This window comes from Mesorhizobium sp. M1273 (assembly GCF_040318195.1).
GTDB lineage: Bacteria > Pseudomonadota > Alphaproteobacteria > Rhizobiales > Rhizobiaceae > Mesorhizobium.
This window is the reverse complement of record NZ_JAMYLV010000003.1, coordinates 124,844-150,003: the sequence shown is the minus strand read 5'-3', so window position 1 is coordinate 150,003 and position 25,160 is coordinate 124,844. Positions and strand designations below refer to the sequence as shown.

24 protein-coding genes are annotated in these 25,160 nt (G+C 62.6%); 8 read left to right on the top strand and 16 right to left on the bottom strand.

Going from position 1 to position 25,160, the window contains the following annotated elements; translation table 11 throughout:
- Nucleotides 1–38 precede the first annotated feature (38 nt).
- Entirely contained in the window at nt 39–1,415 is a 1,377-nt protein-coding gene (locus NKH30_RS05060) for an FAD-containing oxidoreductase (RefSeq protein ID WP_352540983.1), read from the bottom strand.
- Nucleotides 1,412–1,873, bottom strand: a complete 462-nt coding sequence (locus NKH30_RS05055) for a DUF4126 domain-containing protein (RefSeq protein ID WP_352450545.1) — start codon at nt 1,871–1,873, stop codon at nt 1,412–1,414. The genes NKH30_RS05060 and NKH30_RS05055 overlap by 4 nt, the downstream gene beginning before the upstream one ends.
- Nucleotides 1,874–2,021: 148 nt before the next feature.
- Between NKH30_RS05055 and NKH30_RS05050 the strand changes: the two genes are divergently transcribed.
- Complete coding sequence (locus NKH30_RS05050) at nt 2,022–2,579, top strand: sugar O-acetyltransferase (RefSeq protein WP_352540984.1); 558 nt, start codon at nt 2,022–2,024, stop codon at nt 2,577–2,579.
- A gap of 58 nt (nt 2,580–2,637) precedes the next feature.
- On the opposite strand, the gene NKH30_RS05045 is transcribed toward NKH30_RS05050, so the two are convergent.
- The 3 genes from NKH30_RS05045 to NKH30_RS05035 all read right to left on the bottom strand — a co-directional run bounded on the left by NKH30_RS05045 (nt 2,638) and on the right by NKH30_RS05035 (nt 4,799).
- On the bottom strand, nt 2,638–3,147 hold the full coding sequence (locus NKH30_RS05045; protein WP_352466798.1) for an RES family NAD+ phosphorylase: 510 nt from the start codon (nt 3,145–3,147) through the stop codon (nt 2,638–2,640).
- On the bottom strand, nt 3,144–3,623 hold the full coding sequence (parS, locus tag NKH30_RS05040) for a type II RES/Xre toxin-antitoxin system antitoxin (protein ID WP_502904291.1): 480 nt from the start codon (nt 3,621–3,623) through the stop codon (nt 3,144–3,146). Before parS ends, NKH30_RS05045 begins: the two co-directional genes overlap by 4 nt.
- 186 nt (nt 3,624–3,809) lie before the next feature.
- A complete protein-coding gene (locus tag NKH30_RS05035; protein WP_352540985.1) occupies nt 3,810–4,799 on the bottom strand; it encodes a helix-turn-helix domain-containing protein in 990 nt (329 codons plus the stop codon).
- Nucleotides 4,800–4,927: 128 nt separating this feature from the next.
- Here NKH30_RS05035 and NKH30_RS05030 point away from each other — a divergent pair, with 128 nt between their 5' ends.
- Nucleotides 4,928–5,575 carry a cysteine hydrolase family protein gene (locus tag NKH30_RS05030; protein WP_352540986.1) on the top strand — a complete coding sequence of 216 codons (648 nt, stop codon included), beginning with the start codon at nt 4,928–4,930 and terminating at the stop codon, nt 5,573–5,575.
- A 72-nt stretch (nt 5,576–5,647) separates the two neighbouring features.
- Here NKH30_RS05030 and NKH30_RS05025 read toward each other — a convergent pair whose 3' ends face one another.
- The 8 genes from NKH30_RS05025 to NKH30_RS04990 all read right to left on the bottom strand — a co-directional run bounded on the left by NKH30_RS05025 (nt 5,648) and on the right by NKH30_RS04990 (nt 15,820).
- Nucleotides 5,648–7,327 carry a formate--tetrahydrofolate ligase gene (locus NKH30_RS05025; RefSeq protein ID WP_023679514.1) on the bottom strand — a complete coding sequence of 560 codons (1,680 nt, stop codon included), beginning with the start codon at nt 7,325–7,327 and terminating at the stop codon, nt 5,648–5,650.
- 307 nt (nt 7,328–7,634) lie between these two features.
- Entirely contained in the window at nt 7,635–8,759 is a 1,125-nt protein-coding gene (locus NKH30_RS05020) for a DUF2333 family protein (protein ID WP_352450540.1), read from the bottom strand.
- A 14-nt stretch (nt 8,760–8,773) separates the two neighbouring features.
- Entirely contained in the window at nt 8,774–10,072 is a 1,299-nt protein-coding gene (locus tag NKH30_RS05015; protein WP_352540987.1) for a DUF6638 family protein, read from the bottom strand.
- 198 nt (nt 10,073–10,270) lie between these two features.
- On the bottom strand, nt 10,271–12,181 hold the full coding sequence (locus NKH30_RS05010) for an AAA family ATPase (protein ID WP_352540988.1): 1,911 nt from the start codon (nt 12,179–12,181) through the stop codon (nt 10,271–10,273).
- Between the two features lie 24 nt (nt 12,182–12,205).
- The gene (locus NKH30_RS05005) at nt 12,206–13,351 is read right to left on the bottom strand and encodes a hypothetical protein (protein WP_352540989.1); all 1,146 of its coding nucleotides are present in this window, start codon (nt 13,349–13,351) and stop codon (nt 12,206–12,208) included.
- Between the two features lie 35 nt (nt 13,352–13,386).
- Nucleotides 13,387–14,475: a hypothetical protein gene (locus NKH30_RS05000; RefSeq protein ID WP_352540990.1), complete on the bottom strand. Its 1,089-nt coding sequence runs from the start codon at nt 14,473–14,475 to the stop codon at nt 13,387–13,389.
- A gap of 216 nt (nt 14,476–14,691) precedes the next feature.
- A complete protein-coding gene (locus NKH30_RS04995) occupies nt 14,692–15,081 on the bottom strand; it encodes a c-type cytochrome (protein ID WP_352540991.1) in 390 nt (129 codons plus the stop codon).
- A 127-nt stretch (nt 15,082–15,208) separates the two neighbouring features.
- The gene (locus NKH30_RS04990) at nt 15,209–15,820 is read right to left on the bottom strand and encodes a thymidine kinase (RefSeq protein WP_352540992.1); all 612 of its coding nucleotides are present in this window, start codon (nt 15,818–15,820) and stop codon (nt 15,209–15,211) included.
- 236 nt (nt 15,821–16,056) lie between these two features.
- Between NKH30_RS04990 and NKH30_RS04985 the strand changes: the two genes are divergently transcribed.
- The 3 genes from NKH30_RS04985 to choV all read left to right on the top strand — a co-directional run bounded on the left by NKH30_RS04985 (nt 16,057) and on the right by choV (nt 19,143).
- Complete coding sequence (locus NKH30_RS04985; RefSeq protein WP_292660734.1) at nt 16,057–16,992, top strand: choline ABC transporter substrate-binding protein; 936 nt, start codon at nt 16,057–16,059, stop codon at nt 16,990–16,992.
- A 118-nt stretch (nt 16,993–17,110) separates the two neighbouring features.
- The gene (gene choW, locus NKH30_RS04980; RefSeq protein ID WP_254819158.1) at nt 17,111–17,965 is read left to right on the top strand and encodes a choline ABC transporter permease subunit; all 855 of its coding nucleotides are present in this window, start codon (nt 17,111–17,113) and stop codon (nt 17,963–17,965) included.
- Nucleotides 17,962–19,143, top strand: a complete 1,182-nt coding sequence (choV, locus tag NKH30_RS04975) for a choline ABC transporter ATP-binding protein (RefSeq protein ID WP_352540993.1) — start codon at nt 17,962–17,964, stop codon at nt 19,141–19,143. The genes choW and choV overlap by 4 nt, the downstream gene beginning before the upstream one ends.
- Nucleotides 19,144–19,379: 236 nt before the next feature.
- Here the strand turns inward: choV and NKH30_RS04970 are convergent, their stop codons facing one another.
- Together NKH30_RS04970 and NKH30_RS04965 are read right to left on the bottom strand one after the other, a co-directional pair.
- Entirely contained in the window at nt 19,380–20,789 is a 1,410-nt protein-coding gene (locus tag NKH30_RS04970) for an ATP-binding protein (RefSeq protein ID WP_352540994.1), read from the bottom strand.
- Entirely contained in the window at nt 20,786–21,502 is a 717-nt protein-coding gene (locus tag NKH30_RS04965) for a response regulator (RefSeq protein WP_352469721.1), read from the bottom strand. Before NKH30_RS04965 ends, NKH30_RS04970 begins: the two co-directional genes overlap by 4 nt.
- A gap of 237 nt (nt 21,503–21,739) precedes the next feature.
- On the opposite strand from NKH30_RS04965, the gene NKH30_RS04960 reads away from it, so the two are divergent.
- The 3 genes from NKH30_RS04960 to clpS all read left to right on the top strand — a co-directional run bounded on the left by NKH30_RS04960 (nt 21,740) and on the right by clpS (nt 22,900).
- Nucleotides 21,740–22,084, top strand: coding sequence for a hypothetical protein (locus NKH30_RS04960; protein WP_352469825.1), 345 nt, complete (start codon nt 21,740–21,742; stop codon nt 22,082–22,084).
- Nucleotides 22,085–22,120: 36 nt separating this feature from the next.
- Nucleotides 22,121–22,336 carry a hypothetical protein gene (locus NKH30_RS04955; RefSeq protein ID WP_352450529.1) on the top strand — a complete coding sequence of 72 codons (216 nt, stop codon included), beginning with the start codon at nt 22,121–22,123 and terminating at the stop codon, nt 22,334–22,336.
- A 258-nt stretch (nt 22,337–22,594) separates the two neighbouring features.
- Nucleotides 22,595–22,900 carry an ATP-dependent Clp protease adapter ClpS gene (gene clpS, locus NKH30_RS04950; protein WP_352540995.1) on the top strand — a complete coding sequence of 102 codons (306 nt, stop codon included), beginning with the start codon at nt 22,595–22,597 and terminating at the stop codon, nt 22,898–22,900.
- A gap of 172 nt (nt 22,901–23,072) precedes the next feature.
- Here the strand turns inward: clpS and NKH30_RS04945 are convergent, their stop codons facing one another.
- Entirely contained in the window at nt 23,073–25,160 is a 2,088-nt protein-coding gene (locus NKH30_RS04945; RefSeq protein WP_352540996.1) for a hypothetical protein, read from the bottom strand.

Genomic DNA, 25,160 nt, shown 5'->3' with positions numbered 1-25,160 from the left:
AGTCGCTGCCGCTATGGGCGCAAGATTCTACCCGGCCGTCACACCAGCGGCTTGAGTTCCTGGGCGATGGTCGGCAGAAGCTCCGAGACGTTCGGGTGGATGTGCACGGCGCGCGCCAGCGTGCTGACCGGCGCCTTGGCATACATCAGGTCGAGTACGCAGTGCACCGCCTCGTCGCCGCCCGGGCCGAGCACCGAACAGCCGAGGATCTCCCTGGTGTCGGCATCGACCAGGATCTTCATGAAGCCTTGCGTCTCGCCTTTTTCGACTGCACGGCTGACGCGGGTCATTGGCCGCTGGCCGACCAGGGCGCGGCGGCCGGATTTCCTTACCGCGGCTTCGGTCATGCCGCAGCGGCCGAGTGGTGGGTCGATATAGAGCGCATAGGCCTCGATGCGGTCGCTGACCTTGCGCGGATCGTTGTCGAGCAGGTTGGCGGCGACGATCTCGTAATCGTTGTACGAGGTGTGGGTGAAGGCGCCCTTGCCGTTGCAGTCGCCCATCGCCCAGATGCCGGGCACGCTGGTGCGCAACTGGTCGTCGACGACGATGAAGCCGCGTTTGTCGACCTCGACGCCGGCTTTGTCGAGGCCGAGATCGTCGGTGTTTGGCGTGCGGCCGAGCGCCAGCAGCACATGCGAGCCGACCGCAGCCGCCTTGCCTGGCGAGAAGGTCACGGCGATTTCGTTGCCTCGCCTGGCGAAGCGGATGTCGTCGGCGCCGAGATGGACGGCAATGGCTTCGTTTTCGAGGATCGACAAAATGGCGTCCGAGACATCCTCGTCCTCGCGACCGATCAGACGCGGGCTTTTTTCGATGACCGTGACTTCGGAACCGAAGCGGCGGAACATCTGCGCGAATTCGAGCGAGACATAGCTGCCGCCGACGACGATGAGATGGCGCGGCAGCACGTCGAGATCCATCATCGAGGAATTGGTCAGGTAAGAGATGCCGTCGATGCCGGGCAGGTCGGGCACCGAGGCGCGCCCGCCGGTGTTGAGGAATATCTTTTCGGCGCTCAGCAGATCGTCGCCGACGCGCACCGTGTTGGCGCTTACGAAGCGCGCATGGCCGCGATAGAGCGTGCATTTGTCCATGCCGGCAATCCAGTCTTCGAGATTGCCGCGGGCGTCGTTGGAGACCTTGTCCTTGCGCGCCTTGATCGCCTTGTAGTTTACGCCGACGGGACCGGACAGCGTCACCCCGTAATCCGCGGCCGAGCGGGCGAGATGCGCGGCATAGGCGCTTGCCACCATCGTTTTGGTCGGCGTGCAGCCGGTGTTGACGCAAGTGCCGCCGACCAGCTTTCGCTCGATCAGCGCCACGCTCATGCCGGCCGCATTCAGCCGGCCGGCGAGCGGTGGGCCGGCCTGCCCGGCACCGACGATAATGGCGTCGAATGTCTTTGCCGTCATGCCGCCGCCGCCGCGATCAGAAGCCCGCCGACGATCGCCACCGCGTCCTCGATGAAGGCGGCCGGCGGGTCCTTGCCGAAGGCGGCGGCCAGGCGTTTACGCGCCTCGGCGCCGCCCAGCGTGCCGATCACCGCGCCGATGGCGCCGGCGATCAGGCCGCCGATGGTGGCGCCGCCGGTCGCGCCGATCACCGCGCCGGTGAAAGCGCCCAAGACGATGCGCGTGCCGAATTGCTGCGGCACCTTGCGGCTCGGCGCCGAGGGCAGCTGGTCGGTGACCAGTTCGGCGATGGCCAGGATGGTGAAGATGCCGACGGCGATCCAGTGGCCCATGAAGCTCGCCCAGGTGTCCGCGACCGGCAACCAGCCAAGCCAGGCGCCCCAGGCGACGGCGGCGGGCGCGGTCATGGCGCGAAGCCCGGCAACGATGCCAATCAGGAGTGCAAAAATGTACAGCATGATTGATCCCCTCGATGGCCGGCTTGGGACAGGTCCGAGAGAGCAAGCTACCATAGGTCCGGTATTTGACCAGAGGTGGTGTCGCCGCCGGCGCTTCCGCATTTGCAGCACTTGTGCTTTGGCAAAGATTGAGACTGGAGTTGCGGCCATGGCCGAAAGCGAACGCACGAAAATGGCGGCGGGCGAGTGGTATTGCTGCCTCGATCCGGAACTGGAGGCGTTGCGCATCACGGCGCGAGACGCGGTGTTCGAGCACAACAGCCTGCCGCCCCGGCAGCGTCGCGACATCGGGCCTGGATTGCGGACGCTGCTCGGCGCTGCGGGCGAGGGCGCCCGGATCGAGGCGCAGTTCCACTGCGCCTATGGCTTCAACATCTTTCTCGGCGACCGCGTTTTTCTCAATGCCGGCTGCACCATTCTCGATACGGCGCCAGTGCGCATCGGCAAGGGAACGCTGCTCGGCCCCAATGTGCAGATCTATTGTGCCGAGCACCACAAGGAGGCTGCCGGGCGACGGGCAGGGCTGGAGATCGCCAAGCCGGTCGAGATCGGCGACAATGCCTGGATCGGCGGCAGTGCCGTCATCCTCGGCGGAGTCAGGATCGGCGATGGCGCCGTCGTCGGCGCCGGTGCTGTGGTGACGCGCGACGTCGCGGTGAACACCACGGTGGTCGGCAATCCGGCACGGGTAATCAGCAACAACTGAGCACCGTGCTTCTGTCGCCGGTCACGTCCTCGTTCTGATGGACATGGGGGCGGCTATGTCACTTGGCCGGAGGTGGATGCAACCGTGTGTCGAGCGCAAACGCCTCCTGGGTCTTCATGGCGTATGCCCCTCTGGCGAGGCTCGCGTCGAAGATCAGGTTCCAGCTATGCTGCGATACGGCGCTCGGAATCACCACGAACCGGTGCCGTTGCAGAAGATCGTCGCCAAACGCCTGTTGCCCGGAGCTCGGAATGCCCGGGCGCAACCAGTTGGGGTTGGGCACGGCGGCGGGGTCGACGATATGCACATCCGCGACATCGCTGACGATTGCTGCCGTCATGACATGCGCAATCGTGTCGAGCGCCCTGAAGCCCTTATGGACCGCAACCTCGAGGATCGCAGTCGACGGATCGATCGAGCAGTAGACGGCGCGCACGCCCTTGCTGTTCCAGCGTCCGCCCACCCTGTATGCGCCCTCGCCACTATCCCATGTAGGCGCAAACGCGGCTTGATCGAGGCGCCATCCGATGAGGTCGGAGCCACCAAGCGCCGCCGGCAGCGGCGTCATGCATAAACGCCATATTCAAGCCGTTCCAGATAGTCTTCGACAAGCTCGATCCCCGCCGGCGTCGCCAGAAGGTCGATTGGACGACGCTGGTCGAGCCCAATCGCCGGGCGCTCCAGCCATTGCTCTGCCTCCGCCTGCGAACCGAACACGTCGGTCGCTTTCGACAGGATCTCCGCGAACTTCCAGGTTCGTCCGCTCTGGTCCTGACTGAGAGGCTTGGACGGAGCATCCTTGCGGCGCTGGTAGGTGCGCAGGCTCATGCCGATGGCCTTCTCCAGCGAATCGGTCTTCTGGATGAAGACGAGTTGCCCGATAAGATGGTCCAGCGCTGAAGCCGGCAGGCCGTGCAGAAGCAACTCGTGGGCATCCAAAGCGCTGCTGAGGCGCCTTGCCAGAATGCGGCTGCCGCCTAGCAATTTCGCCACCTTCTGAAGTTCATTGTTTTTTGCTGCTGGCGCAGCCTTTTCCAATGCCATCGCCACGGCGAGCCCTCTTCGCGTCATCTGTCGCTTTAATATATGACAGATGACGCAAAGCCTTTCAAGCACGACAGGATCGAGAGCAGGGCAATCGCTTCGAGAGAAAAGATAGCCTACTCGGGCCAGATGGCAGTCCAACGTCGGCCTGAAGCGATTGCCCTGGAATCGAGCGCGAGCCGAATTTCACCTCGGCATATGCGCCACGCGCTCCTCCTGAGCACTCTTCGAGAATTCGCGCCGGTACTGCGCCGGCGAGGTTCTGAGGCGCGCTGCGAAGTGCTGGCGCAGCGAGGTAGCGCTGCCGAAGCCGGCCTCGAAGGCAACCGTGTCCATCGATTTTTCCGTTGCTTCCAGCAGCCGCTGCGCCAGCTGAACGCGCTGGTCGGTCAGCCAGTCGCCGAAACTGGTGCCGATCGTTTTCTGGAAACGGCGCGTGAACGTCCGGCGGGTGAGGCCAGCGAGACCGGCAACGCTGTCCAGACTGTGCGGATCACCCAGGGTTTTGCGCACCGTTTCGAGAGCCTGGGTAAAGCGGTCCGCATTGCCGGTCCTGGCGATGGGACGTTCGATGAATTGCGCCTGCCCGCCCTGCCTATGCGGAGAAAGCACGATCTGCCGGGCAAGGCGAAGTGCCGCCTCGGCGCCGTAACGAGCCCGTACGACGTGCAGGCAGCAGTCGAGCCCGGCGGCGACGCCGGCGGATGTCACGACATCGCCATTGTCGATGTAGAGCACTTCCGGTTCGACGAGAATGTCGGGATAGAGTTCCTGCAGCTGATCCGCGTAGGCCCAGTGCGTCGCCGCTCGCCGCCCCGAAAGCAGTCCGGTCGCCGCAACAGCGAACGTTCCCAAGCACAGTCCGACGATCAGCGCGCCGCGCTCGTGCGCGCCAAGCAACGCGTCGATCAATGCGGCTGGAGGCGAGCTCCCGAGATCCGTCCAGCTTGGCACGATGACGATGTCGGCGTCATTGAGCGCGGAAAGCCCGTGCGGGACGCTGATGGTCAGCCCGGCATCGGTGCGGATCGGCCCGTCCTCAATCGCGCAGACCCGGAAGTCGAAGCGCGGCAGGCCGAGCTCCGTGCGATCCGCTCCGAACACGAGACACGGCACGGAGAGATGAAACGGGCTGATGCCATCGAAGGCGATGGCGGCAACGGCAGGATCGGTCATGGGAGCTCCAGCAACGGGTGAGACCGATTGTCCCAATTCTTTCGAATAATGTCAATCGGGACACTTTTTGCAATCCGGTGCCGAGCTTATCGTCCACCCATCAATGTCCAACGGGAAAGGAAAACCCCATGTCGCAACCAGCCAAAGGCAAAGCTCCGCGCCGCGCCCTCATCGTCATCGATGTTCAAAACGACTATGATGGCGGCAACCTCGCCATCCAGCATCCGCCCTTCCGCGACAGCGTCGTCAATGTCGCGCGAGCGATGGACGCGGCCACCGAGGCAGGCGTCAAGGTGGTGGTCATCAAACAGTTGGCGCCGGAAACCTCACCGGTCTTCGCCAAGGGCAGCCATGGCGCCGAGTTGCACCCGGAAATCGCCAGGCGAGACCGCGACCACTACATCGAAAAGAACTTGCCCAGCGCCTTCACCGGCACGGACCTCGAGGAGTGGCTACGCGCCAACTCCATCGATACGATCACGGTCATCGGCTACATGACTCACAATTGCGATCTGTCGACGGTCATCCACGCCGTGCATATGGGCTTCGAGGTCGAGTTCCTGTCGGACGCAACGGGGTCGTTGCCGTACGCCAACAGCGCCGGCTACGCCTCGGGGGAGGAAATCCATCGCGTCGTGACGATCGTCCTGCAGTCGCGCTTCGCGGCCGTTCTCAAAACCGCCGAGTGGATCGATTGCCTGAAGACCGGCGTGGTACCCCAGCACGACACACCCTATGCCTCCAACCAGCGCGCGCTAGCGCGAAGCGCGGCGTAGGAGACTGTTGCGAACAGGCAGAAGGACGCCGCAGCGTTGCGGCGCCCTTTGCCGTTCAAGCGTTGATTATCCCTAAAACAGGCCTTCGATCTGGCCCATTTCGTTCAGGAAAATCTTTTCCGAGGATGGCGCTTTGGGCAGGCCGGGCATGGTCATCACCTCGCCGCAGATGATGACGACGAAGCCGGCGCCGGCAGACAGCCTGACCTCGCGCACCGGTACGGTGTGGCCGGTCGGCGCGCCGCGCAGATTCGGATCGGTGGAGAAGGAATATTGCGTCTTGGCCATGCAGACCGGCAAATGACCATAGCCGGCGTGCTCCCAGGCGTGGAGCTGGTCGCGCACCGATTTGTCGGCGATCGCTTCGGAACCGCGATAGATGCGCTGGACGATGGTGTTGATCTTCTCGAACAGCGGCATGGCGTCGGGATACAGCGGGGCAAATTGCGACGCGCCGGATTCGGCCAACGCCACGACTCTTTTGGCCAGTTCCTCGATACCGGCCGATCCCTGGGCCCAGTGCTTGCACAGGATCGCCTCTTCGCCCATCGAGGCGACGTAATCCTTCATCGCCTGGATCTCGGCCTCTGTGTCGGAGTAGAAATGGTTGATGGCGACCACAGCCGGCACACCGAACTGGCGGATGTTCTCGATGTGGCGGCCGAGATTCGCACATCCCTTCTTGACCGCCTCGACGTTCTCCTTGCCGAGGTCCTCCTTCTTGACGCCGCCATTCATCTTCATGGCGCGAACCGTGGCGACGATGACCGCCGCGGCGGGCCTCAGGCCGGCCTTGCGGCATTTGATGTCGAAGAACTTTTCGGCACCGAGATCGGCGCCGAAACCGGCTTCGGTGACGACGTAGTCGGCAAGCTTCAGCGCCGTCGTCGTGGCAACGACGGAGTTGCAGCCATGCGCGATGTTGGCGAAGGGGCCGCCATGCACGAAGGCCGGGTTGTTCTCCAGCGTCTGCACGAGATTGGGCTGCATGGCGTCCTTCAAGAGTACGGCCATGGCGCCGTCGGCCTTGAGGTCGCGGGCATAGACGGCCGACTTGTCGCGACGATAGGCGACGATGATGTCGCCGAGGCGCTTTTCCAGATCCTTCAGGTCGGTCGACAGGCACAGGATGGCCATGACTTCCGAGGCGACTGTGATGTCGAAACCGGCCTCGCGCGGGAAACCGTTGGCGACGCCGCCGAGCGAACAGATGATCTCGCGCAGCGACCGGTCGTTCATGTCCATGACGCGGCGCCAGACGACGCGGCGGGTGTCGATGCCGAGCTCGTTGCCCCAGTAGATGTGGTTGTCGATCAGCGCCGACAGCAGATTATGGGCGGTGGTGATGGCGTGGAAATCGCCGGTGAAGTGGAGGTTCATGTCCTCCATCGGCACGACCTGCGCGTAGCCACCGCCGGCGGCACCGCCTTTGACGCCGAAATTCGGTCCGAGCGAAGCCTCACGGATGCAGACGATGGCCTTCTTGCCGAGGCGGTTGAGGCCATCGCCCAAGCCCACCGTCGTCGTCGTCTTGCCTTCGCCGGCCGGTGTCGGGTTGATGGCGGTGACGAGGATCAGCTTGCCATCCTTGTTGCCCTTCACCGACTTGATGAACTCGGCCGAGATCTTCGCCTTGTCGTGGCCGTAGGGCAGAAGATGTTCGCTCGGAATGCCGATCTTCTGGCCGATCTCCTGGATCTGCTTCTTCCTGGCGCCGCGCGCGATCTCGATGTCGGACTTCACTTCGGCCATGGACGACTTCCCTCTGAATTGGACGGATTTGACTAGTGTGGTCGCAAGAATAGCCCGGCATTGCAGGCGCGGGCATGTTCTACCCCTGTCGCTGCCGCGGCGTCAACTTTCATGCAACTATGTTTCCTACGAAGAAAATGCCTCTGCGGCCGGCTGCCCTGCTACAGGTTCTTTTCGCGCCGGTTGCCGCGCCGTATAGAAGCCAGAGCAGGCGCGGTTCCGCCGTCTCAAAACAGCCGCGTAATACGCGAAAAGCGACAGAAGCAACGGCGCAAATTCACCAGCGCCGGCTGTGCGGGACGATCCGCTACTGCGTCAGCACGTTGCTGATCTCGACCATGTTCGAGCGCACCCTGAGTATGTAAAAACCCATCGTCGTCAGATGTGTCGGCAACAGCCAGCCGTCCTCGCGGCCATTGGCGATGATGAAGGGCTGGATGCGCAGTGCCGAGACGAACTGCGCGTCCATCGTATCCCACAGGTTCTGCAGGTGCTTTTCCTTGATGACGTCCTCGAAGTCGGCCTGTGCGCCCTTCATCAGCCCGTAATAGGCATAGAGCTGGCCATAGGCGAACCAGAAGCGGTCGTCGGCGCGAGTGTCGAACCAGCCATTATTGTGGTTTTCGGCACGCTCCTTGAGGATCGCCGAGGTCGAACCGATATCGGACGAAATGCGGTCGATATACTGCTTGAGATTGTCGGCGCGGGCATCGAACGTCGCCTGGCAGGCTGCGAGGCGGGCGTTGAAGGAACGCAGCTTGCGCACCGCGTCGCGATAGTAGCTCGGCGTCGGCGTCTTGGGGCCGAACGGGTTCAAGCCGAAATACCAGGTTTCCTCGTCGAACTGCAGATTGCCGCGGGCATCCTGCAGGTCGGCGTCGATCTGCGAGGTGGTGCGGACGCGGCCGAGATTATCGGCAAGCTCGGTCGCAGTACGCCGCACCGCCTGGTTGATGCCGCGCTGGAACGAAGCCTTGTTGTCCATGAACGGCGTGTGATCCCAGTCGATGCCGAACAGGCCGAGCTTGTAAAGAATCATCGACGACACCCAGGCATTCTGGTTGACGTTGAAGTCGGTCAGGTCGGCCGCAACCTGGGCAATGGCTGAATTTCCGCAGGTCTTGGCCGTGTCGGTGCCGGCGCCGGCGGAAACCTGTTCACCGGCGGAGCTGTTGCGTTTTTCGAACGTGTATTTGTCGACGTAATTCGGGTCGAAATTGTTCCACCACTGGGTGGCGTAGAAGAAGTTGACATAGAGACCGATCAGCACGAGCACAGCCAGGCCGAGCACCGCCTTCAGGATCCAGCCGCGTTGCGTGTACCAGCGCCCCGCCCACAGGAACGGCCACAGGATCGCGCCGATGAGCAGGCCGATGCCGCGGCCAATCCACTGGAAAATCCGGGTGAAGAAACTCACGATCGGATCAAGCATGGCGATGTCACCCCTCAGTCAGTCAAGCCGTAGAGGCGCGTGCGAAACGCCACCTTGTCCTTCAGATATGTGGTTTTCAGAACGTCCACAACATGCGATCGCCAGGCGTCGCTGAAGCCCTCATAGTCCCTGTAGAAGCCCGGCTTGTTGAAGACGTAACGCGAAACGAAGTCCTGCGGCACGAAGTCCGAGATCAGCTGGTTGGTCAGCCAGGCGTCGGGATGGTCCGGCTTGGCGCGGATGACCAGGAAGCGCTGCTGCGGGAACACGTCCTCGATCTTGAGATGGCCGAGCTGGGCGATCTCGCGCTTGGCGGCGTTGAGGAAGGGAAAATTGCCGTCCCTGGTGATCAGATCGGTATGGCCGTGGATCCAGGTCTGCAGCCAGACCTTGTCGACGTCGGTCAGATTGCGGTCGGGATCGGCGTCGCGGATCAGCGCGCGCACCACCATTTCGGCGCGATGCTCGAGATAACCGGAGGTTTCGATCCATGAGGCGCGCGGCAGCTCGATGCGGCCGGTCGAGGCGAGGAACTTGAACACCTTGTCGGCATCGTGGATCGAAAGGTAACTCACCTGCCACGGCCGCGAGCGGCGAAAACCGGGCGCTGCCGGGTCGCTGATCACCGTCGTCACGTCGGGATCGACGAACACATAGAGCCCGCCGAAATGGCTGGTCCAATAGGCATTGTGACGGAAGATCACCTGGTCCGGCACCAGCGCATTCTCGCGGATGTCGCCGCAGACCTTCGCCAGCTCGACCATGTGGGCCAGCATGGCGTTGTCGCGCCAGGCATCCGGCTCCTGCTTCAGCCGGTCGACCAGCTTGCCGAGCTCGGCGGCCTTGCCGAGCACATCCTCGGCCGACAGCACCTTGAACTCGACCTGGTTGATCGACAGCAGGTCCTCGATGTCGTCGACCTTGGGGACCGAATCCTCGATCTCGCCGTAGATGACGTCCTTGATCGTCAGCGCATCGATGGCGCGCTGGTTCTTGGACATGAACTCGTACATCAGCAGCGAGGTGTTGGAGAACGCCGTGTGCACCACCGGCAGGTCGATCTGCGACGGCGTCAGGATAATGAAGCGGCGGTTGACCTCGTTCGGATCGAGGTAGCTGTAGTCGCCGCATTCCTCGGCGACCTGCGGCGAGAAGCCAGTGCGGTCGATCTCGAAGCTTTTCAACTTGGTCGGCTTCAAGCCGAACGCGACCATCGCCTTGTTGTAGCGCTGGATCAGGTGCGGCTCGTCGATCGTCAGCAGCCGGCCGTAGATCAGCTCGTTGTCGCGCAACAGATCGGGTTTCTTGGCCATTATTCCTTCTCCGCGTTCACGGGGAGACGGTGCCCGAAGGGCGGATGAGGGGCGCGAACGCTCCTTCTCCCCTTGTGGGAGAAGGTGGCCGAGCGAAGCTCGGTCGGATGAGGGGTGTTCCAGCTTGACGAATACCCCTCATCCGTCGCCTTCGACGCCACCTTCTCCCACAAGGGGAGAAGGTGGCGTCGGCGCATCTCACGCATTCCACAGCCCCTTTTTCTTCAACCCCTCGATCTCGCGGACGGCACGCTCCCGCAGACGGGTGTCGCGGATCATCTTGGTCACCGCCGCATCATCGGACTTGTCGGAATAGCGGAATTCGGAATCCGCATAGCGGTTGATCTCCTGCATGACCATGTCCATCGAGAATGGCCCGCGCAGCTCCTCGATCATCGCTTTCTTGTCGTCGTAACCCTTGTGCATGAAGGCTTCCGGCTTTTCGAACCACTCGTCCGGCAATTCGATGTCCATGGCGCGCATCTTGATGGCATCGGTAACGTTCTTGATGGCGCGGCCGGTAAAGCGCGGCTCGGCATCCTTGATCAAGTGCAGATAGGTGCCGATGTCAGCCATCGTCTTCGGCGCGCCATTCTCCTTCATGTAGCGCTCATAGACCTTCATCAGCCCGTCTTCCTGCGGCTTTTCATGCTCCTCGTAGGCTTCCATCACCGCGCGCTGGATTTCCTGGGCAGCGTAGAGCTTGTGCTCGCCGAGCGGGATCTTGTGGTTCTTGCCGGCGAGCAGAACGAAGATGTCGATGTAGTCGTCGCGGCTCTGCGGGCCATCGACCAGCCAGCGCGCGCCGGCGCGCTGGCGCAATGCGTCGTCGACGTTCTCGGGATAGTTGGAGAACATGCCGAACGAGCAGTTGCCGCGCACCACGGTCGCCGCACCTCCAAAGGCGTCCATCAGGACGCCGGTGATTTCCTGCTGGCCGGCCGAGGCGCGGTCGTCGGACCGGCGTGCCGCCACCTGGTCGATATCGTCGATGGTGCCAAAGCCGATGACGCGCGGGTTCAGCACATTGTTGATGAACTGGCGGCAGTTCTGGCCCGACTTGCCCTGGTAGGAGGAGATCTGGTCGACGCCGAAATTCTCGTAGGCGAAGGGATAGCCGGCGACCTGGCAATAACCATTGAGAAGACCAGCGATCATCTGGATCAAGGTTGTCTTGCCGGTGCCGGGCGCGCCATCGCCGATAAAGGTGAACAGGAAGCCGCCGAGTTCGACGAATGGGTTCAGCTCACGCTCGAAATCGTAGGCCATCAGCATCTTGGCAAGCTTGACCGACTGGTATTTGGCGATGTGGTTGCCGACGACCTCTTCCGGTTTTTTGAAGGTCATCACCAGCGGCTTTGCCCGCTTACCCGGCGCGACGTCGAAGCCGTCAAGGGTAAAATCGTCGACGTCGATGCGGATATGCGCGTTCTCGAACGGACCGATGCCGTCGAAGCGGCCCTTTCGCGCCAACAGCCCGTCGATCGCGACGCGGGCAAAGGCGCGGGCGCGGGTCATCAGGTCGGCATCGTCCTTCGAACCTGCTATCGCCCTGTCGAGCCCGGCCACGATCGACTTCACCGCATCCTGTGGCGTGTCGAACAGAAAGTCCGGCTCGGGCGTGTCGTTCGGCGCCTCGCCGTCGCTGTCGATCAGCTGGAACAAATAGGAGGCAAGGCTGAAGGCGGAGATGTAGGCAGAGGCCGACAGCAGCTTCTTGAAGGTGGCAGCTTCATCGCCTTCGAGCGGCGAGCGGGCGTTTTTCGCCTGCAGACTTTCGAGGTCCGAGCCCTCGGCGAAGACATCCGATATGGCCAGCGCTATCGCTGTGCCGCGCCGGGCGCGAAACAACAGCGTGTGCTGCGGGATGGTCAGCAACTGGTCGTCGGAATGGACGGCGGCGACGGTTTTGGAGAGCTCGACCTCGCGCGTGCGGCGCGCCGAGCCGACCGAGACGGTAGAGACGAAGCGGCGGTTGGTGCCGGCAAGCGCGGTGCCGGACTCGCGCGATGGGTCCTCCAGCACGACGATGCGGGTGATGAAACTTTGCGCAGTGGCACGGTGCTTTTCAATTGCCGCTTCCGGGATGGTGGTCAGGCCGGTGTCCATGGAGGATGCTCCGCGATTTGACGGTCAGACGTCGCTGATGACCTGCCCTTTGGACAGGATGTGGACCTTGTAGCCCGAAAAGATCTTCTGCGCCTCGCCGGCGGCATAGAGCGCCTGATAGGCCTCGTGCGGAATCAGCGCATGGTTCTCGTAGTTGGACACGCCTTGCCGCGCGGCCTCGAGATCGTCGGTATTGATGAAGAATTCCTGTGTCGTCTTTTCGCTCGAAAACAGCCCCTTGCGGCCTGGCTTTTCGGCCTTGGAAAAGACCTCCTGGATGGTCCAGGTCAGCAGCCAGGCGTTTTCCGGCTTGCGCACCTTGGCCAGCACTTCGCTCACCGTCGAATTGTTGTCGGTTATCCCTGCAGAATAGAACGGGCCGAGCACGACGCGACGCAGTTGCTTGGGATGCAGCGGCTCGAAATCCTTGTCGAGGTTGACCGCGATGGTCGCCGGCGACAGCGCGTAGGCGGAATTCTTTTCGGTGAAATCGTCGAAACGGTGGGCAAGCTCGGGATTGAGCAAGCCGTCGACCGGCAGCGGAATGTCGATCCTCTCATTAAGTTTGCCGCTGGAGTCGACAAGCTGCCGGATCATGTCGTCCGAGGAATCCTCGACCGTCACCATATAGACAAGCGGCAGGTTGGCGCTGCCGTCGAAGCAGGCCCAGTGGACCAGATAATAGGGGCGCAACGTCTTCGGATTGACCGACACCTTGACCGTCTGGGCCAGCGTGAACGGGCCGAAGGTAGTCTCGCTCTTGACGTCCTCGAGGTAAAGCCGCTCGGCCATCGACTTCTGCAGCGCTTCGGGACATTCCTTGTGGCGCAGGATGAAGTCGGCCATTTCCTCGCGCAGCTCGCTGGCCGAAGGGATGACGGCGAGTCGCGCATCGGCCTGGAGCCGGTCGTTTTCCAGTTCGAGCAGGTTCTGGAAGACCGGGAAACCGCTTTCGGCGCGCGAGATGCGGAACGTCTCGGTGAAGCCCAGCCGGTTGCGCCAGCACGAGAACGACTTGTCGAGCCGCGCAATATATTCGGCGACGACCTTGGCGACGATGCCGTGCCGGTAGAGCGGCGAGCGATCGTCGCGCATGAACACTTCGAGGCCGCCAAGTGCCGCCGCGATCGCCGAGAAATAGCGCGCCGCAGCTTCGTTTTCGGGGGTCATGCTGCCAGCCCTCGGGAGCAGTGCACGTGCAGCAATTACGACTGCACGTAATTTGCCGAATTGTGCTTCTTCATCACATCGTCGAAGCGGCGGGCGAAGGCATCGTCGGCGAGCTTCTTGCGGCGCTGGATGTCGGCGGTGGCGACCATGTTTTTCTCGTGCATTTCAAGCAGATCGCCGATGTGCTTTTGCGAGGCGGCACCAATGCCGGCCATGGTCTCTTCGGCGGTGTTGTCGACCTGGCTGCCCAGCGTGTTGATCTTGTGGGCGACATCCTGTTGGGCGGCGGTCTTCAGCGAATCTTCCAGCGCCTTGTACAGCACGATGCGCTGCTCGGTATCGATGGTCAGCTTGTTGATCAGCGTCGATTGCGCCGCGATCTGGTTGTTGAGCGAATCAACGAAGGTCTGGAACATCGAGGTGTAGCGCTCCAGCGTCTGGCTTTCGGCCAGCAATTCCTGCTCCTTGGCCTGCTTTTCGTTGTATTCCGTGGCCAGTTTCGAGCGTTCGCCTTCAAGCTGCGTGCGCTCCTTCTGGCTGGTCGAGGCGGCGATCTTGTTCTCGATGTCGAGCAGCATCGGGTTGAGTTCTTCGATGCGTTTCTGCACGGTCTCGAGATTGGACATGGTGGTCTTGCGGCGCTCGATCACCTGCGACAGGCTGGCCTCGGAGGTCTTGTAGCGCGTGTCGAGAACCTGCTTCTGCGCCTTGAGGATGCCGACGATGGTGTCGGATTTCGCCAGCAGCTCCTGCAGATTGCCGGCCAGCGACATGTTGCGGACGCGGTCGGTGCGCAGGCGCTGCTTGCGCTGGCTGGAGAAGACACCGACGAAATTTTCCCAGCCGGTGTAGTTCTTCATGCTCTCGAATTCGGCGCCGAAGACGTTGGTGGCGTCCTCGAGGCCGATAATCAGGTCGGCGATATTGCCTTCCATCACCTTCTGCTGCTTCAGCACGTCCTCGATGCGGGCATTCTCGATGTCGAAATTGGCGTCGCCGATCTTCTTGTCGGCGGTGGCGAGCGTCTCGAGCACAGTACCGGACTGCTCGATCTTGGTGCGCATGTCCTCAACGACCTGCTTGGTCTTGGCAATCTCGGCGTCGAAATTCTGCAATGTCGCCATTGGGGCCTCCCGCTTCGGCATCGGTTTCGTTTCGCAAACCGCCGCGAATATATGTGCCGGGTTTGGCGAATGAAAGACGGAAGACATGGGATTACAGGAAAACAAAAGAATTTCAGGAGGCCGACCGCAGGATAGTCAGGCAATGATTACGGTGTAACTGCCGTCCGGTCAGACACCGCTTCAACCGCGGCTGGACTTTAGGTCGGGGAGCGACGCTCAGGGCTTGGGATCGGCCTTGAGGTAGGCGATGACATTGGCGATGTCGTCGTCGCTGGTCAGGCCGGAGAAGGCCATTTTGTTGCCAGGGACCTTCTGCCGCGGCGCGCGCAGGTATTCGGCGAGGATTGCTTCGTCCCAGACCAGGCCGGCGGCGCCGGCGTCCTTCATCCCCTGCGAGTAGCGGCTGAGATAACTGTCCGCGGTGCCGGCGGTGCGGCCGACGACACCCAGCAGATGCGGGCCGACCTTGTCGTGGTCGCTCGTTGCCTCATGACAGGCCACGCATCTGTTGAAGACTTTCTTGCCGAGAGCGGCATCGCCGTCGGCATGCGCGGCAAGAGCGCCGGCGATGAGGAAAGCAGTTGCAGATGAGATGGCTCGAAGCATGGGAACTCCCCGACGGCTCTGGCTGAGAGGTTCTGAAATAGGAAGCAGGCCTTAAACAAGCGCCGCACGATGGCGCGATTGGCGAACGAATGTCGGCCGGGAGGTCGGATGAAAGCAATAGCGCTGGTCAGGTTCTGGTGAAGCCGATGAAATCGTCGGGCACGGCGCGGCCCATTTCCTCTTCCCAATGGCGGCGGCAGAGCGAGACATAGACATCCTTGCCGATCGCCACCTGTTCGCCCTGTTTCGCCACCTTGCCGTCGGCGCCGAGGCGCACCACCATCGTCGCCTTGCGGCCGCAACGGCAGATGGTGCGCACCTCGCGCAGGTCGTCGGCGATTGCCAGCAGGGTGCGCGATCCGGAAAACAGCTTGCCCTGGAAATCGGTGCGCAGGCCGTAGCACATGACCGGGATGTTCAGCCGGTCGGCGATGCGGGCGAGTTGCCAGACTTGCTCCTCTTCGAGGAACTGGGCCTCATCGATGAAGACGCAATGGACCGTGGCGTGGTCGTGATGCTCGGCGACCCGGGCAAACAGATCGTCGCCGTCGCGGAAAATCTCGGCTTCCCTCTCCAGGCCGATGCGCGACGAGATCAGCCCGGTATCGCCCTTGCGGTAGTGGCCGGCGATGAACAACATCGTCGTCATGCCGCGCTCGCGGTAATTATACGAGGCCTGCAACAGCATCGTCGTCTTGCCGGCATTCATCGTCGCATAATGGAAGTACAGCTTGGCCATGCCGTCCTTTTAAGCCGAGTTGCAACAAAGCGGGGAGGGGGAGCGCCTACATTCCACCGGGAAAAGGCGACTTCCATCCGGAAAGCGGCGGGCGTGTCGCTGATCGGCCAGCCTGCGCCGTTGTTCGTGATTGCCTTAGTGCTTGAAACCGCAGCAGAATGATGTTTGGCTGACGGAACAAAGGCGGAGATAAACCGTCGCTTCGCTTCACCGAGAACTGAAATGGGAGAATTTTCATGTCGCGTATGAGTTCATTCGTCGCCGGCCTCGGCCTGGCGGCTTTTCTATCCACGACTGGGGCCTTCGCCGGCGATCCGGAAAGCTGCAAGACGGTGCGGCTGTCCGATGTCGGCTGGACCGACATCCAGGCGACCACCGGCGTCGCTTCGGTGCTGCTCACGGCGCTCGGCTACGAGCCGCAGGTGATCCAGCTTTCGGTGCCGGTGACCTATGCGTCGCTGAAGAACAAAGACCTCGACGTGTTCCTCGGAAACTGGATGCCGTCGATGACCAACGACATCAAGGACTATGCCGCCGAAGGCTCGGTCGAGACCGTCAGCGAAAATCTCAGCGGTGCCGGCTACGGCATCGTCGTTCCGACCTATGTCGCCGATGCCGGTGTCAAGACGCTGACCGATCTCGGCAAGTTCAAGGACAAGTTCGACGGCAAGATCTACGGCATCGAGGCCGGCAATGACGGCAACCGCATCATCCTCGACATGATCAAGGATCCGAAGACCAATCTTGAAGGCTTCGAACTGGTCGAATCTTCCGAGGCCGGCATGCTCACCCAGGCCGAGCAGTCGATGAAGAACAATGAATGGATCGCCTTCCTCGGCTGGACGCCGCATCCGGTGATGGGCGCCATGAAGATCACCTATCTCGAGGGGATGGGAGATAGCGGCTTTGGTGCTGCCACCGTGCATACCAACGTACGCAAGGGCTACATGAGCGAATGCCCGAACGCCGGCAAGTTCATCGCCAATCTGAAGTTCAACCTCGACATGGAAGGCGAGATGATGGACGCGATCCTGAAGGGCGGCGATGCCAATACGGTCGCGACCGACTGGCTGAAGAAGCACCCGGACGCGGTCGCTCCCTGGATCGCCGGCGTCACCACCTTCGACGGCGGCGATGCGGCGGCTGCGGTGAAAACGGCGCTCGGAAGCTGACCCGACCATCTGGCATGACGAGACAAAGGGCAGCCACGGTAGAAATGGCTGCCCTTTTTCATATCCTGTGACAAGATGACCGTCCGGCGAAGGACGGCGCCGGCAGAAGAGGGGCTAGATGGATCCGATCTCCAAATTCCTGGTCAGTTACAAGATTCCCATCGGGGCATGGGGGAAGGCGTTTTTCGGCTTTCTCACCGACAATTTCGACACCATCTTCAGGGCCTTTTCCAACAGCCTCAACTTCCTGCTCGACGGCATCGTCGACGGGCTGCTGTTGCTGCCGCCGGTTCTGCTGATCGCGCTGATCGCTCTGCTCGCCTATTTCCTGCAGCGCTCGAAAGGCCTGGCTTTGGCGGTATTCATCGGATTGCTGTTCATCCTCAACCAGAACCTGTGGAAGCAGACGGTGGAGACGCTGGTGCTGGTGGTCGCCGCCGCCGCCGTGTCGATGGCCATCGGCGTGCCGCTCGGCATCTGGGCCGCGCACAAGCCGAAGGTGTATCGCGTCATGCTGCCGGTGCTCGACCTGATGCAGACATTGCCGACCTTCGTCTACCTGATCCCGGTGCTGACCCTGTTCGGCCTCGGCAACGCGCCCGGCCTGATCGTCACCATCATCTTCGTCATCCCGACCTCGGTTCGGCTCACCCATCTCGGCGTCACCTCGGTGCCGAAATCGATCGTCGAGGCGGGCGAGGCATTCGGCGCCACCAAGCGCCAGCTGCTGTGGAAGGTCGAGCTGCCTTCAGCGCTGCCGACCATCATGGCTGGGCTGACCCAGTCGATCATGCTGTCGCTGTCGATGGTGGTGTTCGCCGCCCTGATCGGCGCCGGCGGCCTCGGTACGGAAATCAACCGGGCGCTCGGTTCGCGCAGGATCGACCTCGGGCTTGAGGCAGGGCTCGCCATCGTCGTGCTCGCCATCGTGCTCGACCGGATGACGCGCATCGGCGTGGGAGGCAAGAAATGACCGTCGCCGTCGATTTCAGGAATGTCGACATCGTCTTCGGCGCCGACCAGGCAGGCTCGCTGGCGCTGATCGACAGTGGTGCCACCCGAGCCGAGATCCTCGAAAAAACCGGCAACGTACTGGGCTGCGCCGGCGCCAGCCTCACCGTGAACGAGGGCGAGATCTCGGTGCTGATGGGGCTTTCCGGCTCCGGCAAATCGACGCTGCTCAGAGCCGTCAACCGGCTGAACGTCGTCTCGCGCGGCCAGGTGCTGGTCAAGGATGGCGACGGCACGGTCGACGTCGTCACCTGCGACGAGGCGACGCTTCGGCGGCTGCGGCAGAAACAGGTGGCGATGGTGTTCCAGCAGTTCGGCCTGCTGCCGTGGCGCACGGTGGAGGAGAATGTCGGCCTTGGCCTCGAGCTCGCCGGCGTACCCGAAGCCGAGCGCAAGGAGCGGGTGAACAGGCAACTGAAGCTGGTTCATCTCGACCAGTGGTCGAAGAAATATGCGCATGAGCTTTCCGGCGGCATGCAGCAGCGCGTCGGCCTGGCGCGCGCCTTTGCCACCGAGGCGCCGATCCTGCTGATGGACGAGCCGTTCTCGGCGCTCGATCCGCTGATCCGGACCAAGCTGCAGGACGAGCTGCTGCAGCTCCAGGCCGAGCTGAAGAAGACCATCATCTTCGTCAGCCACGACCTCGAGGAGGCGCTGAAGATCGGCACCCATATCACCATCATGGAAGGCGGGCGCATCGTGCAAACAGGCGCGCCGGAAGACATCGTGCTGCGGCCCGCCAACGACTATGTCCGCGACTTCATCGCCAATGTGAACCCGCTCTCGGTGCTGACCGCGTGGAACGTCATGCGCGACCGCCGCGACCTCGAACATGGCGAGAACGGCTGGGTGTGGCTCGACCGGCGCAGGACGACGCGTTTCAAGATCGACGAGCATGGGCTGGTGGCGGCGGCCGAGCGCGACGGCAAGCCGGCGGTCTGGGTGTCCTGCGCCGATGTCGAAGCCCAGCCGGAGGAGACGGCTCAGGTATTCTGGGCCAATCCCGGCACCTCGCTGAAGACCGTGATGCTGGCCATGCATCGCTCGCAGACCGCACCCGTCGCGCTATTCGACGAGCAGTCGCGCTTCGTCGGCGCCATCGGCGTCAGGGATGTGTTGAGCGCGGTGTTGCGAAGATAGTTTTTCTCCTTGGGGAGAGAACCAAGACCAAACGCCGAGTTCTGTCGCGCCCCCTCTGTCCTGTCGGACATCTCTCCCACTTGGGGGGAGATCGGCGGCTTCGCGGACGGCTCTCACATTCCAACGTTTGTAATTGGCGAAATCGGCGATGACGACCAATCTCCCCACCTGTGGAGGAGGTGTCCAGCAGAACAGAGGGGGGCGCGAAGGAACGCCGGCTTAGCCCGATACGCAAGCTAAACCGCCAGCGGCAGGCGCAGCTCCGTCATCAGGCCGCCATCGGGATGGTTGGACAGGCTGACTTCGCCGCCGGCGCTACGGGCGATGTTGCGGGCGATGGTCAAGCCGAGGCCGAGGCCGCCGGTCTGACGGCTGCGCGACTGTTCCAGGCGCACGAACGAGCCGAACACGGCGTCGAGCTCGGCTTGCGGGATGCCCGGACCCTCGTCATGGATCGCCAGCGTGATTGTCTTGCCTGATTGACGCAGGCTGAGATGCGCCCTCTTGCCATAGGTCACCGCGTTCTGGACGAGGTTGGTGACACAGCGCCGTAGCGCGACCGGCTGCGCGACGCAGATCAGGCCGCGCGAGCGCGCGTCCTCATTGTCGAAGGAGACCTCGTCGAAGCCGTCGGCGATCGATTCTACCAGCGACCAGAAATCGATCCTCTCGCTCTTCTCCTCGGTCACCTCGAAAGTGGCGAAGTCGATGACCGAGCTGGCAATGCCTTCGATGTCGGCGAGGTCGTGCGCCAGTGCGGCGCGCACGGACGAATTCCTCAGCAGTTCGAGGCGCAGCCGCATCCTGGTCAACGGCGTGCGCAGGTCGTGCGCCAGTGCGGCGGCAAGATGCTCGCGGTCCTCGACGTAGGCGCGCAGTCTTGCCTGCATGGCATTGACCGCCTTTGCCGCGGTACGCACCTCGCGGCTGCCGCTCTCGGCGATCGGCGGGCTCTTCAGGTCCTCGCCGATCCGCTTCACCGCGGTCTCCATCATCCGGTAGGGCGCCGTCAGCCGGCGCAGCGACCAGATCGAGGAAGCCACCACCAGCCCGGCGATCAAGGCATAGAGTGGCAGGCTATCGAAGCTCAGTATCGGCCCGGCCGGCGTGTTCGGCTCGGTGAAGTTCAGCCATTGGCCGTCGGCAAAGCGAAGCGAAGCGGTCAGCTTGTCGCTCTGGGCGAAATCGGCCGCCAGCACCAGCAGGTCGCGCTCGACCTGGCCAATATCGGGACCGGCGACCGTCCCGCCGGGAGCGTCGGCTTCGTGCGTTGCCGGGTCGCGGCGGACCCGCGCGTCGGTGATGCCGAACTTCGATAGCCGGCCGACCAATATGTCCTCCAATTCGGCCAGCTCGTCGTCGCCGGCTATCGAGGAAGTAACGGCGGGCGTGTTGGAAACGGTGAGCGCATAAGTGGCGTTGAACAGGCCGGAGGCCGTCGCCTTGCGCTGTTCGGGGGTGGCGTCATGCATCAGCTGTACCAGCGAGAAGGCGCGGTCGTTTAGCCGGTAGAGATCGACGACGTCATTGGCGGCGGCACGGTCGCGCGAAACGATGTAGAGGGTCGCGATCTGGCTGATCAGCAGGCCGGCTATGACGATGAGCAGCACCCAGACCGGCAGTGTTTGCGGCAGAATACGTCTCATTCGGCGGTCGTCTCAGGCAGGAACTGGTAGCCGCCGCTGCGCACAGTCAAGATCAGCTTTGGCGTTTTCGGGTCATCCTCCATCTTGCGCCGCAGCCGGCTGACCAGAATGTCCACGCTGCGGTCGAAACTGTAGCCGCTGTCGCCGCCGGACAGCTCGATCAGCTGCTCGCGGCTCAGTACGCGTTGCGCGCTCTTGACGAAGGTCTGCAGTAGATTGAATTCGGCCATCGTCAGCTCGATCCTGACGTCGCCGGGCGCCATCAGCCGGCGGCGCGAACAGTCCATCGTCCAGCCGGCGAAATGGTAGATCTGCCGCGAGGCCGCGCGTCGCGGTTCGGCGGCGCCATTGCGTCTCAAGACGGCACGAATGCGTGCGAGCAGCTCGCGCGGATCGAAGGGTTTCGGCACGTAGTCGTCGGCACCCATCTCCAGCCCAACCACGCGGTCGGTAGTTTCGGTAACCGCGGTCAGCATGATGATCGGCGTCGAATAATTGGCGCGCAACTCGCGGCAGAGCTCCAGCCCGCTCTTGCCGGGCAGCATGACGTCCAGGACGATCAGGTCGACCTGGGCGCGGCGTAGGATGGTCTCCATCTCGGTGCCGTCGGCGGCGACCGATGTATGCAGCCCTCGCTTCTGGAAAAATTCCTGAAGCAGGTCGCGAATGCCCTTGTCGTCGTCGACGATCAGTATGTGGGGGTCGGATTTCACAGGGAACCTGTCATTTGTGGATCGCCCAAGCGCTGCTTCGGCTGTCAGCCAGACGATAGAATTCAGGCCATAAGTTGGCCAGTGGAGATCGGCGACCCGATCCGGGCTGCCCAGAAACAATCCAGAAACAAAATTCTACAATCCGGAAAAACTGCCGAAAAAAATCAAAGGCATAAGTGGTGCCGTGGCGGTCAGGTCATCGGCTGCGACACGCGTTACGGGATTACGGACAGACCAATGCAAAGGTTCTCGATCAGTCTGATGGGTGCGTTGCTTTCCATTTCGCTCGTCACGGTCGCGGTCGAACATGCCGATGCAAAACTGGCCGATGCGAAGGTGGCCAATGCAAAGGCGGCCGATGCAAAGGTGGCGACCACCCGCAGCGAGCGTTGCATCGATCTGAACCGCCAGTTTGACGAAGCCCTCGAAACCCATGCCGCGGCAACGCAGGTCACCGCGGCGAAAGCACTTCAAAGAAAGGGAAACCGGTTCTGCGCCAACAAGAAACAGGCACAGGGAATCCGGATGCTCGCGAACGCTTTGAAGCTGCTTGGAGTGACACCGATCGATCCCGTTCAGTGACACTCAATCCGATCTGCACAAAAAGGAAGTGAAGCCATGAAAAAGTCCCTCCTCTCCGCCCTCGGTCTCGCCATCGCGCTGGCCGTCTCGATGCCGGTTCTCGGCGCCAGCAGCGCCAATGCCGCGACCACCACCCCGGCTGCGACGACAACGACGACCGCTGCGCCGGCCAAGGCCGTGAAGAAGGTCGCTGCCAAGAAGACCGTCAAGAAGCACAAGAAGCACGCGGTCAAGGCAGCTCCGAAGGCCTGATCAAGCGACATCTTTCTACCCTATGAGAAGACCGCTCCAGTTGCGATTTGCCTGGAGCGGTCGTCTTTTTTGTTGCGTGCATACAATAGGGCCAGTCCCTGCCCACACCGCCCAGGTGAACGCCAGCCGGCAGTTCCCACATAGGCACGGATTTGTGAACTGCGCTCGCCGGCAAGCCGATCGCGCGCGGTTGAATGGACGACCGCTTTTGCCCATGTCAAAATGACCGCAAAGCTGTCGTACGCAATTGCCGGTCCAATGCCTGAAATCACGACAAAACCCCGTACCAGCACGAAGCCGAAGGTCGAACGGCCGAAGCTCTACAAGGTCATCCTGGTCAATGACGATTTCACGCCGCGCGAGTTCGTCGTGACGGTGCTGAAGTCCGAGTTCAAGCTCAGCGAAGACCAGGCGCATAGGATAATGATCACCGCGCACCGGCGCGGCGTCTGCGTTGTCGCCGTCTTCACCAGGGATGTCGCCGAGACCAAGGCGGCGCGGGCAACCGATGCCGGCAAGGCCAAGGGCTACCCGCTGATGTTCACGACGGAGCCGGAGGAGTAGGGCGGTTCGCTTTCTTCCTTCTCCCCTTGTGGGAGAAGGTGGCCGAGCGAAGCTCGGTCGGATGAGGGGTGTTCCAGCTTGGCAAGGACGGCACTCCGTCCAGCACCCCTCAACCGTCTTGGCGCTGCGCGCCAATCCACCTTCTCCCACAAGGGGAGAAGGATAAACCGCGTTACCGCCCTTCGCGGTACCACATCGAGCCCATCGCCAGAAGCAGCAGGCCGAGGCCGAGGAAGCCGCCGAACAGCGGCACGCGCGAGACGGCCTTGAGTACGCTGTCGTCGGTGGTGCGCAGGCCGATCCAGTCATCGCCGGAGGCAGCGCCCGAGGAACGGACCGGGACTACGGATGGCAGCGTGACGGTGCTGGTGAGAGTGCCAAGTGCTGAGGCCGGCGCCAGCCGGCGAACGCTGCCGCCGGTTGCCTCAGCCGGTGGTTTCAGCTGGTTCTCGGTGGAGACGACGTCGGTGAATTCCGGGGCGTTGACCGGCCCGACATGGGCCAATGCCGTCAGGTCGCCATTGCCGACCTGATAGAGACCGATTTCGTTGGTCTCGACGCTGCCGAGGAAGACGCCTGGTTCGGATTTCTCGAGCCTGACGATCAGTGCCTTGCCGGACGGCGTGATGACTTGCGCCGGGCCGGGGTCGTCGCTCATCGTCTGGCGGCGGATTTCAAGCACCATGCCGCGGCCGTCGGCGGTCAGCCGCTCTTCCTCGAGTTCGGGCTCCTTCATCAGCCAGTGGGCGATGCGCCGGTAAAGCTGGACATGGGGGCCGCCGCCCTCGAAGCCGCGCGCCCACAGCCAGCCCTGGTCGGACAGAAGCATGCCGACGCGGCCTTCGCCCTTGCGGTCGAGCAGCAGCAGCGGCCGGTTGTCGGCGCCCTTCATCACCACCTCGCCCTCGGGGTTCTCGACGCCGATGGTGCGGAACCAGCGGCTCCAGTGCGGCGGCTCGGTCGCGGAGCCGTCGAGCCCGCGCGTTACCGGATGACGCTGGCCGGTATCGGTGAGGCGCGGATAGAAGGCCTTGTCGATGACCTCGCCGGTCGGCATTGCCGGCAGCGCCGACATCAGCGGCGTGCGGGCGATCGAGCTTTCGCCGGCATATTCGGGGCCCGCCGCGATCAGCAGCGCGCCGCCCTTTTCGACATATTCGGAGATATAGTCGTAATAGAGGATCGGCAGTACGTCGCGGTGCTGATAGCGATCGAAGATGATCAGGTCGAAATCCTTGATCTTCTCGACGAACAGCTCGCGCGTCGGGAAGGCGATCAGCGACAATTCGTTTATCGGTGTGCCGTCCTGCTTTTCCGGCGGGCGCAGGATGGTGAAGTGCACGAGGTCCACCGAAGCGTCGGATTTCAGCAAATTGCGCCAGGTGCGCTCGCCCGCATGCGGTTCGCCGGAAACGAGCAATACGCGCAGATTTTCGCGAATGCCGTCGATCAGCGCGATGGCGCGGTTGTTGGTGTCGGTGAGTTCGCCCGGCTCGTGGTTGATGGCGAGTTCGACAATGTTGCGCCCGGCGCTGGGAATGGTCACCTGCAGCGGCATCGCCTGGCCGATGTTGGCGTGCTCGACCGATACCTGCTCGCCATTGACCGATACGCGGACATCGACCAGGCCGGTTTCGTTGTTGGTGGCGATGACGCGATAGGTCATGTCGAGCGGCTTGCCGACGAGGCCGAAGCGCGGCGCATTCTCGAAGCGAATGCGACGGTCCTTTTCATGCTCGTTGCCGGTAATCAGCGCGTGCAGCGGGGCATTGAAATCGGGTGCGCCGGACGGCGCGTCATGCACCTCGCCATCGGTGATCATGATGGCGCCGCCGATGCGCGATGGCGGCACGTCGCGGAAAGCATTTTCGAGCGAGGAAAACAACCGCGTCTCGGTGCGCTCGTCAGCGGCTTCGGACTTGCCGGCTTCGACGACACGGACGTCGAACTGCTTGAAGCGGCCGAGACGCTGCTGAAGCCCGGCCAACGCCGCGTCAGTCTGCTTGGTGCGGTCGCCGATATCCTGGCTCTGACTGCGATCGACGACGACGGCGACAATGCTTTTCAGCGGCTCACGTTCTTCGTCGAGGAACACCGGATTGAGCAGCGCCGCCGCCAGGGCAATCAGGGCTGCCAGGCGGAAGACCGCGCCGCGCTGGCGAAACCAAAGGCCGACCAGCGCCAGCAGCAGCAGCGGCACCAGAACCACTGCGAGCAGTGGCCAGGTGATGAGCGGTTCGAAGGAGAGCGACCAGTTCAT

Bases quoted from the DNA above. Each gene is read 5' to 3' on its own strand.
- NKH30_RS05020 (WP_352450540.1), bottom strand. From the start codon at position 8,759: ATGCTTGATCCGATCGTGAGTTTCTTCACCCGGATTTTCCAGTGGATT.
- NKH30_RS04995 (WP_352540991.1), bottom strand. From the start codon at position 15,081: ATGCTTCGAGCCATCTCATCTGCAACTGCTTTCCTCATCGCCGGCGCT.
- NKH30_RS05005 (WP_352540989.1), bottom strand. From the start codon at position 13,351: ATGACCCCCGAAAACGAAGCTGCGGCGCGCTATTTCTCGGCGATCGCG.
- NKH30_RS05000 (WP_352540990.1), bottom strand. From the start codon at position 14,475: ATGGCGACATTGCAGAATTTCGACGCCGAGATTGCCAAGACCAAGCAG.
- NKH30_RS05015 (WP_352540987.1), bottom strand. From the start codon at position 10,072: ATGGCCAAGAAACCCGATCTGTTGCGCGACAACGAGCTGATCTACGGC.
- NKH30_RS05030 (WP_352540986.1), top strand. From the start codon at position 4,928: ATGTCGCAACCAGCCAAAGGCAAAGCTCCGCGCCGCGCCCTCATCGTC.
- NKH30_RS05060 (WP_352540983.1), bottom strand. From the start codon at position 1,415: ATGACGGCAAAGACATTCGACGCCATTATCGTCGGTGCCGGGCAGGCC.
- parS (WP_502904291.1), bottom strand. From the start codon at position 3,623: ATGGCATTGGAAAAGGCTGCGCCAGCAGCAAAAAACAATGAACTTCAG.
- NKH30_RS04990 (WP_352540992.1), bottom strand. From the start codon at position 15,820: ATGGCCAAGCTGTACTTCCATTATGCGACGATGAATGCCGGCAAGACG.
- NKH30_RS05055 (WP_352450545.1), bottom strand. From the start codon at position 1,873: ATGCTGTACATTTTTGCACTCCTGATTGGCATCGTTGCCGGGCTTCGC.
- NKH30_RS04985 (WP_292660734.1), top strand. From the start codon at position 16,057: ATGTCGCGTATGAGTTCATTCGTCGCCGGCCTCGGCCTGGCGGCTTTT.
- choW (WP_254819158.1), top strand. From the start codon at position 17,111: ATGGATCCGATCTCCAAATTCCTGGTCAGTTACAAGATTCCCATCGGG.
- NKH30_RS04970 (WP_352540994.1), bottom strand. From the start codon at position 20,789: ATGAGACGTATTCTGCCGCAAACACTGCCGGTCTGGGTGCTGCTCATC.
- NKH30_RS05025 (WP_023679514.1), bottom strand. From the start codon at position 7,327: ATGGCCGAAGTGAAGTCCGACATCGAGATCGCGCGCGGCGCCAGGAAG.
- clpS (WP_352540995.1), top strand. From the start codon at position 22,595: ATGCCTGAAATCACGACAAAACCCCGTACCAGCACGAAGCCGAAGGTC.
- NKH30_RS04960 (WP_352469825.1), top strand. From the start codon at position 21,740: ATGCAAAGGTTCTCGATCAGTCTGATGGGTGCGTTGCTTTCCATTTCG.
- choV (WP_352540993.1), top strand. From the start codon at position 17,962: ATGACCGTCGCCGTCGATTTCAGGAATGTCGACATCGTCTTCGGCGCC.
- NKH30_RS05035 (WP_352540985.1), bottom strand. From the start codon at position 4,799: ATGACCGATCCTGCCGTTGCCGCCATCGCCTTCGATGGCATCAGCCCG.
- NKH30_RS05045 (WP_352466798.1), bottom strand. From the start codon at position 3,147: ATGACGCCGCTGCCGGCGGCGCTTGGTGGCTCCGACCTCATCGGATGG.
- NKH30_RS04945 (WP_352540996.1), bottom strand. From the start codon at position 25,160: ATGAACTGGTCGCTCTCCTTCGAACCGCTCATCACCTGGCCACTGCTC.
- NKH30_RS04955 (WP_352450529.1), top strand. From the start codon at position 22,121: ATGAAAAAGTCCCTCCTCTCCGCCCTCGGTCTCGCCATCGCGCTGGCC.
- NKH30_RS05010 (WP_352540988.1), bottom strand. From the start codon at position 12,181: ATGGACACCGGCCTGACCACCATCCCGGAAGCGGCAATTGAAAAGCAC.
- NKH30_RS05050 (WP_352540984.1), top strand. From the start codon at position 2,022: ATGGCCGAAAGCGAACGCACGAAAATGGCGGCGGGCGAGTGGTATTGC.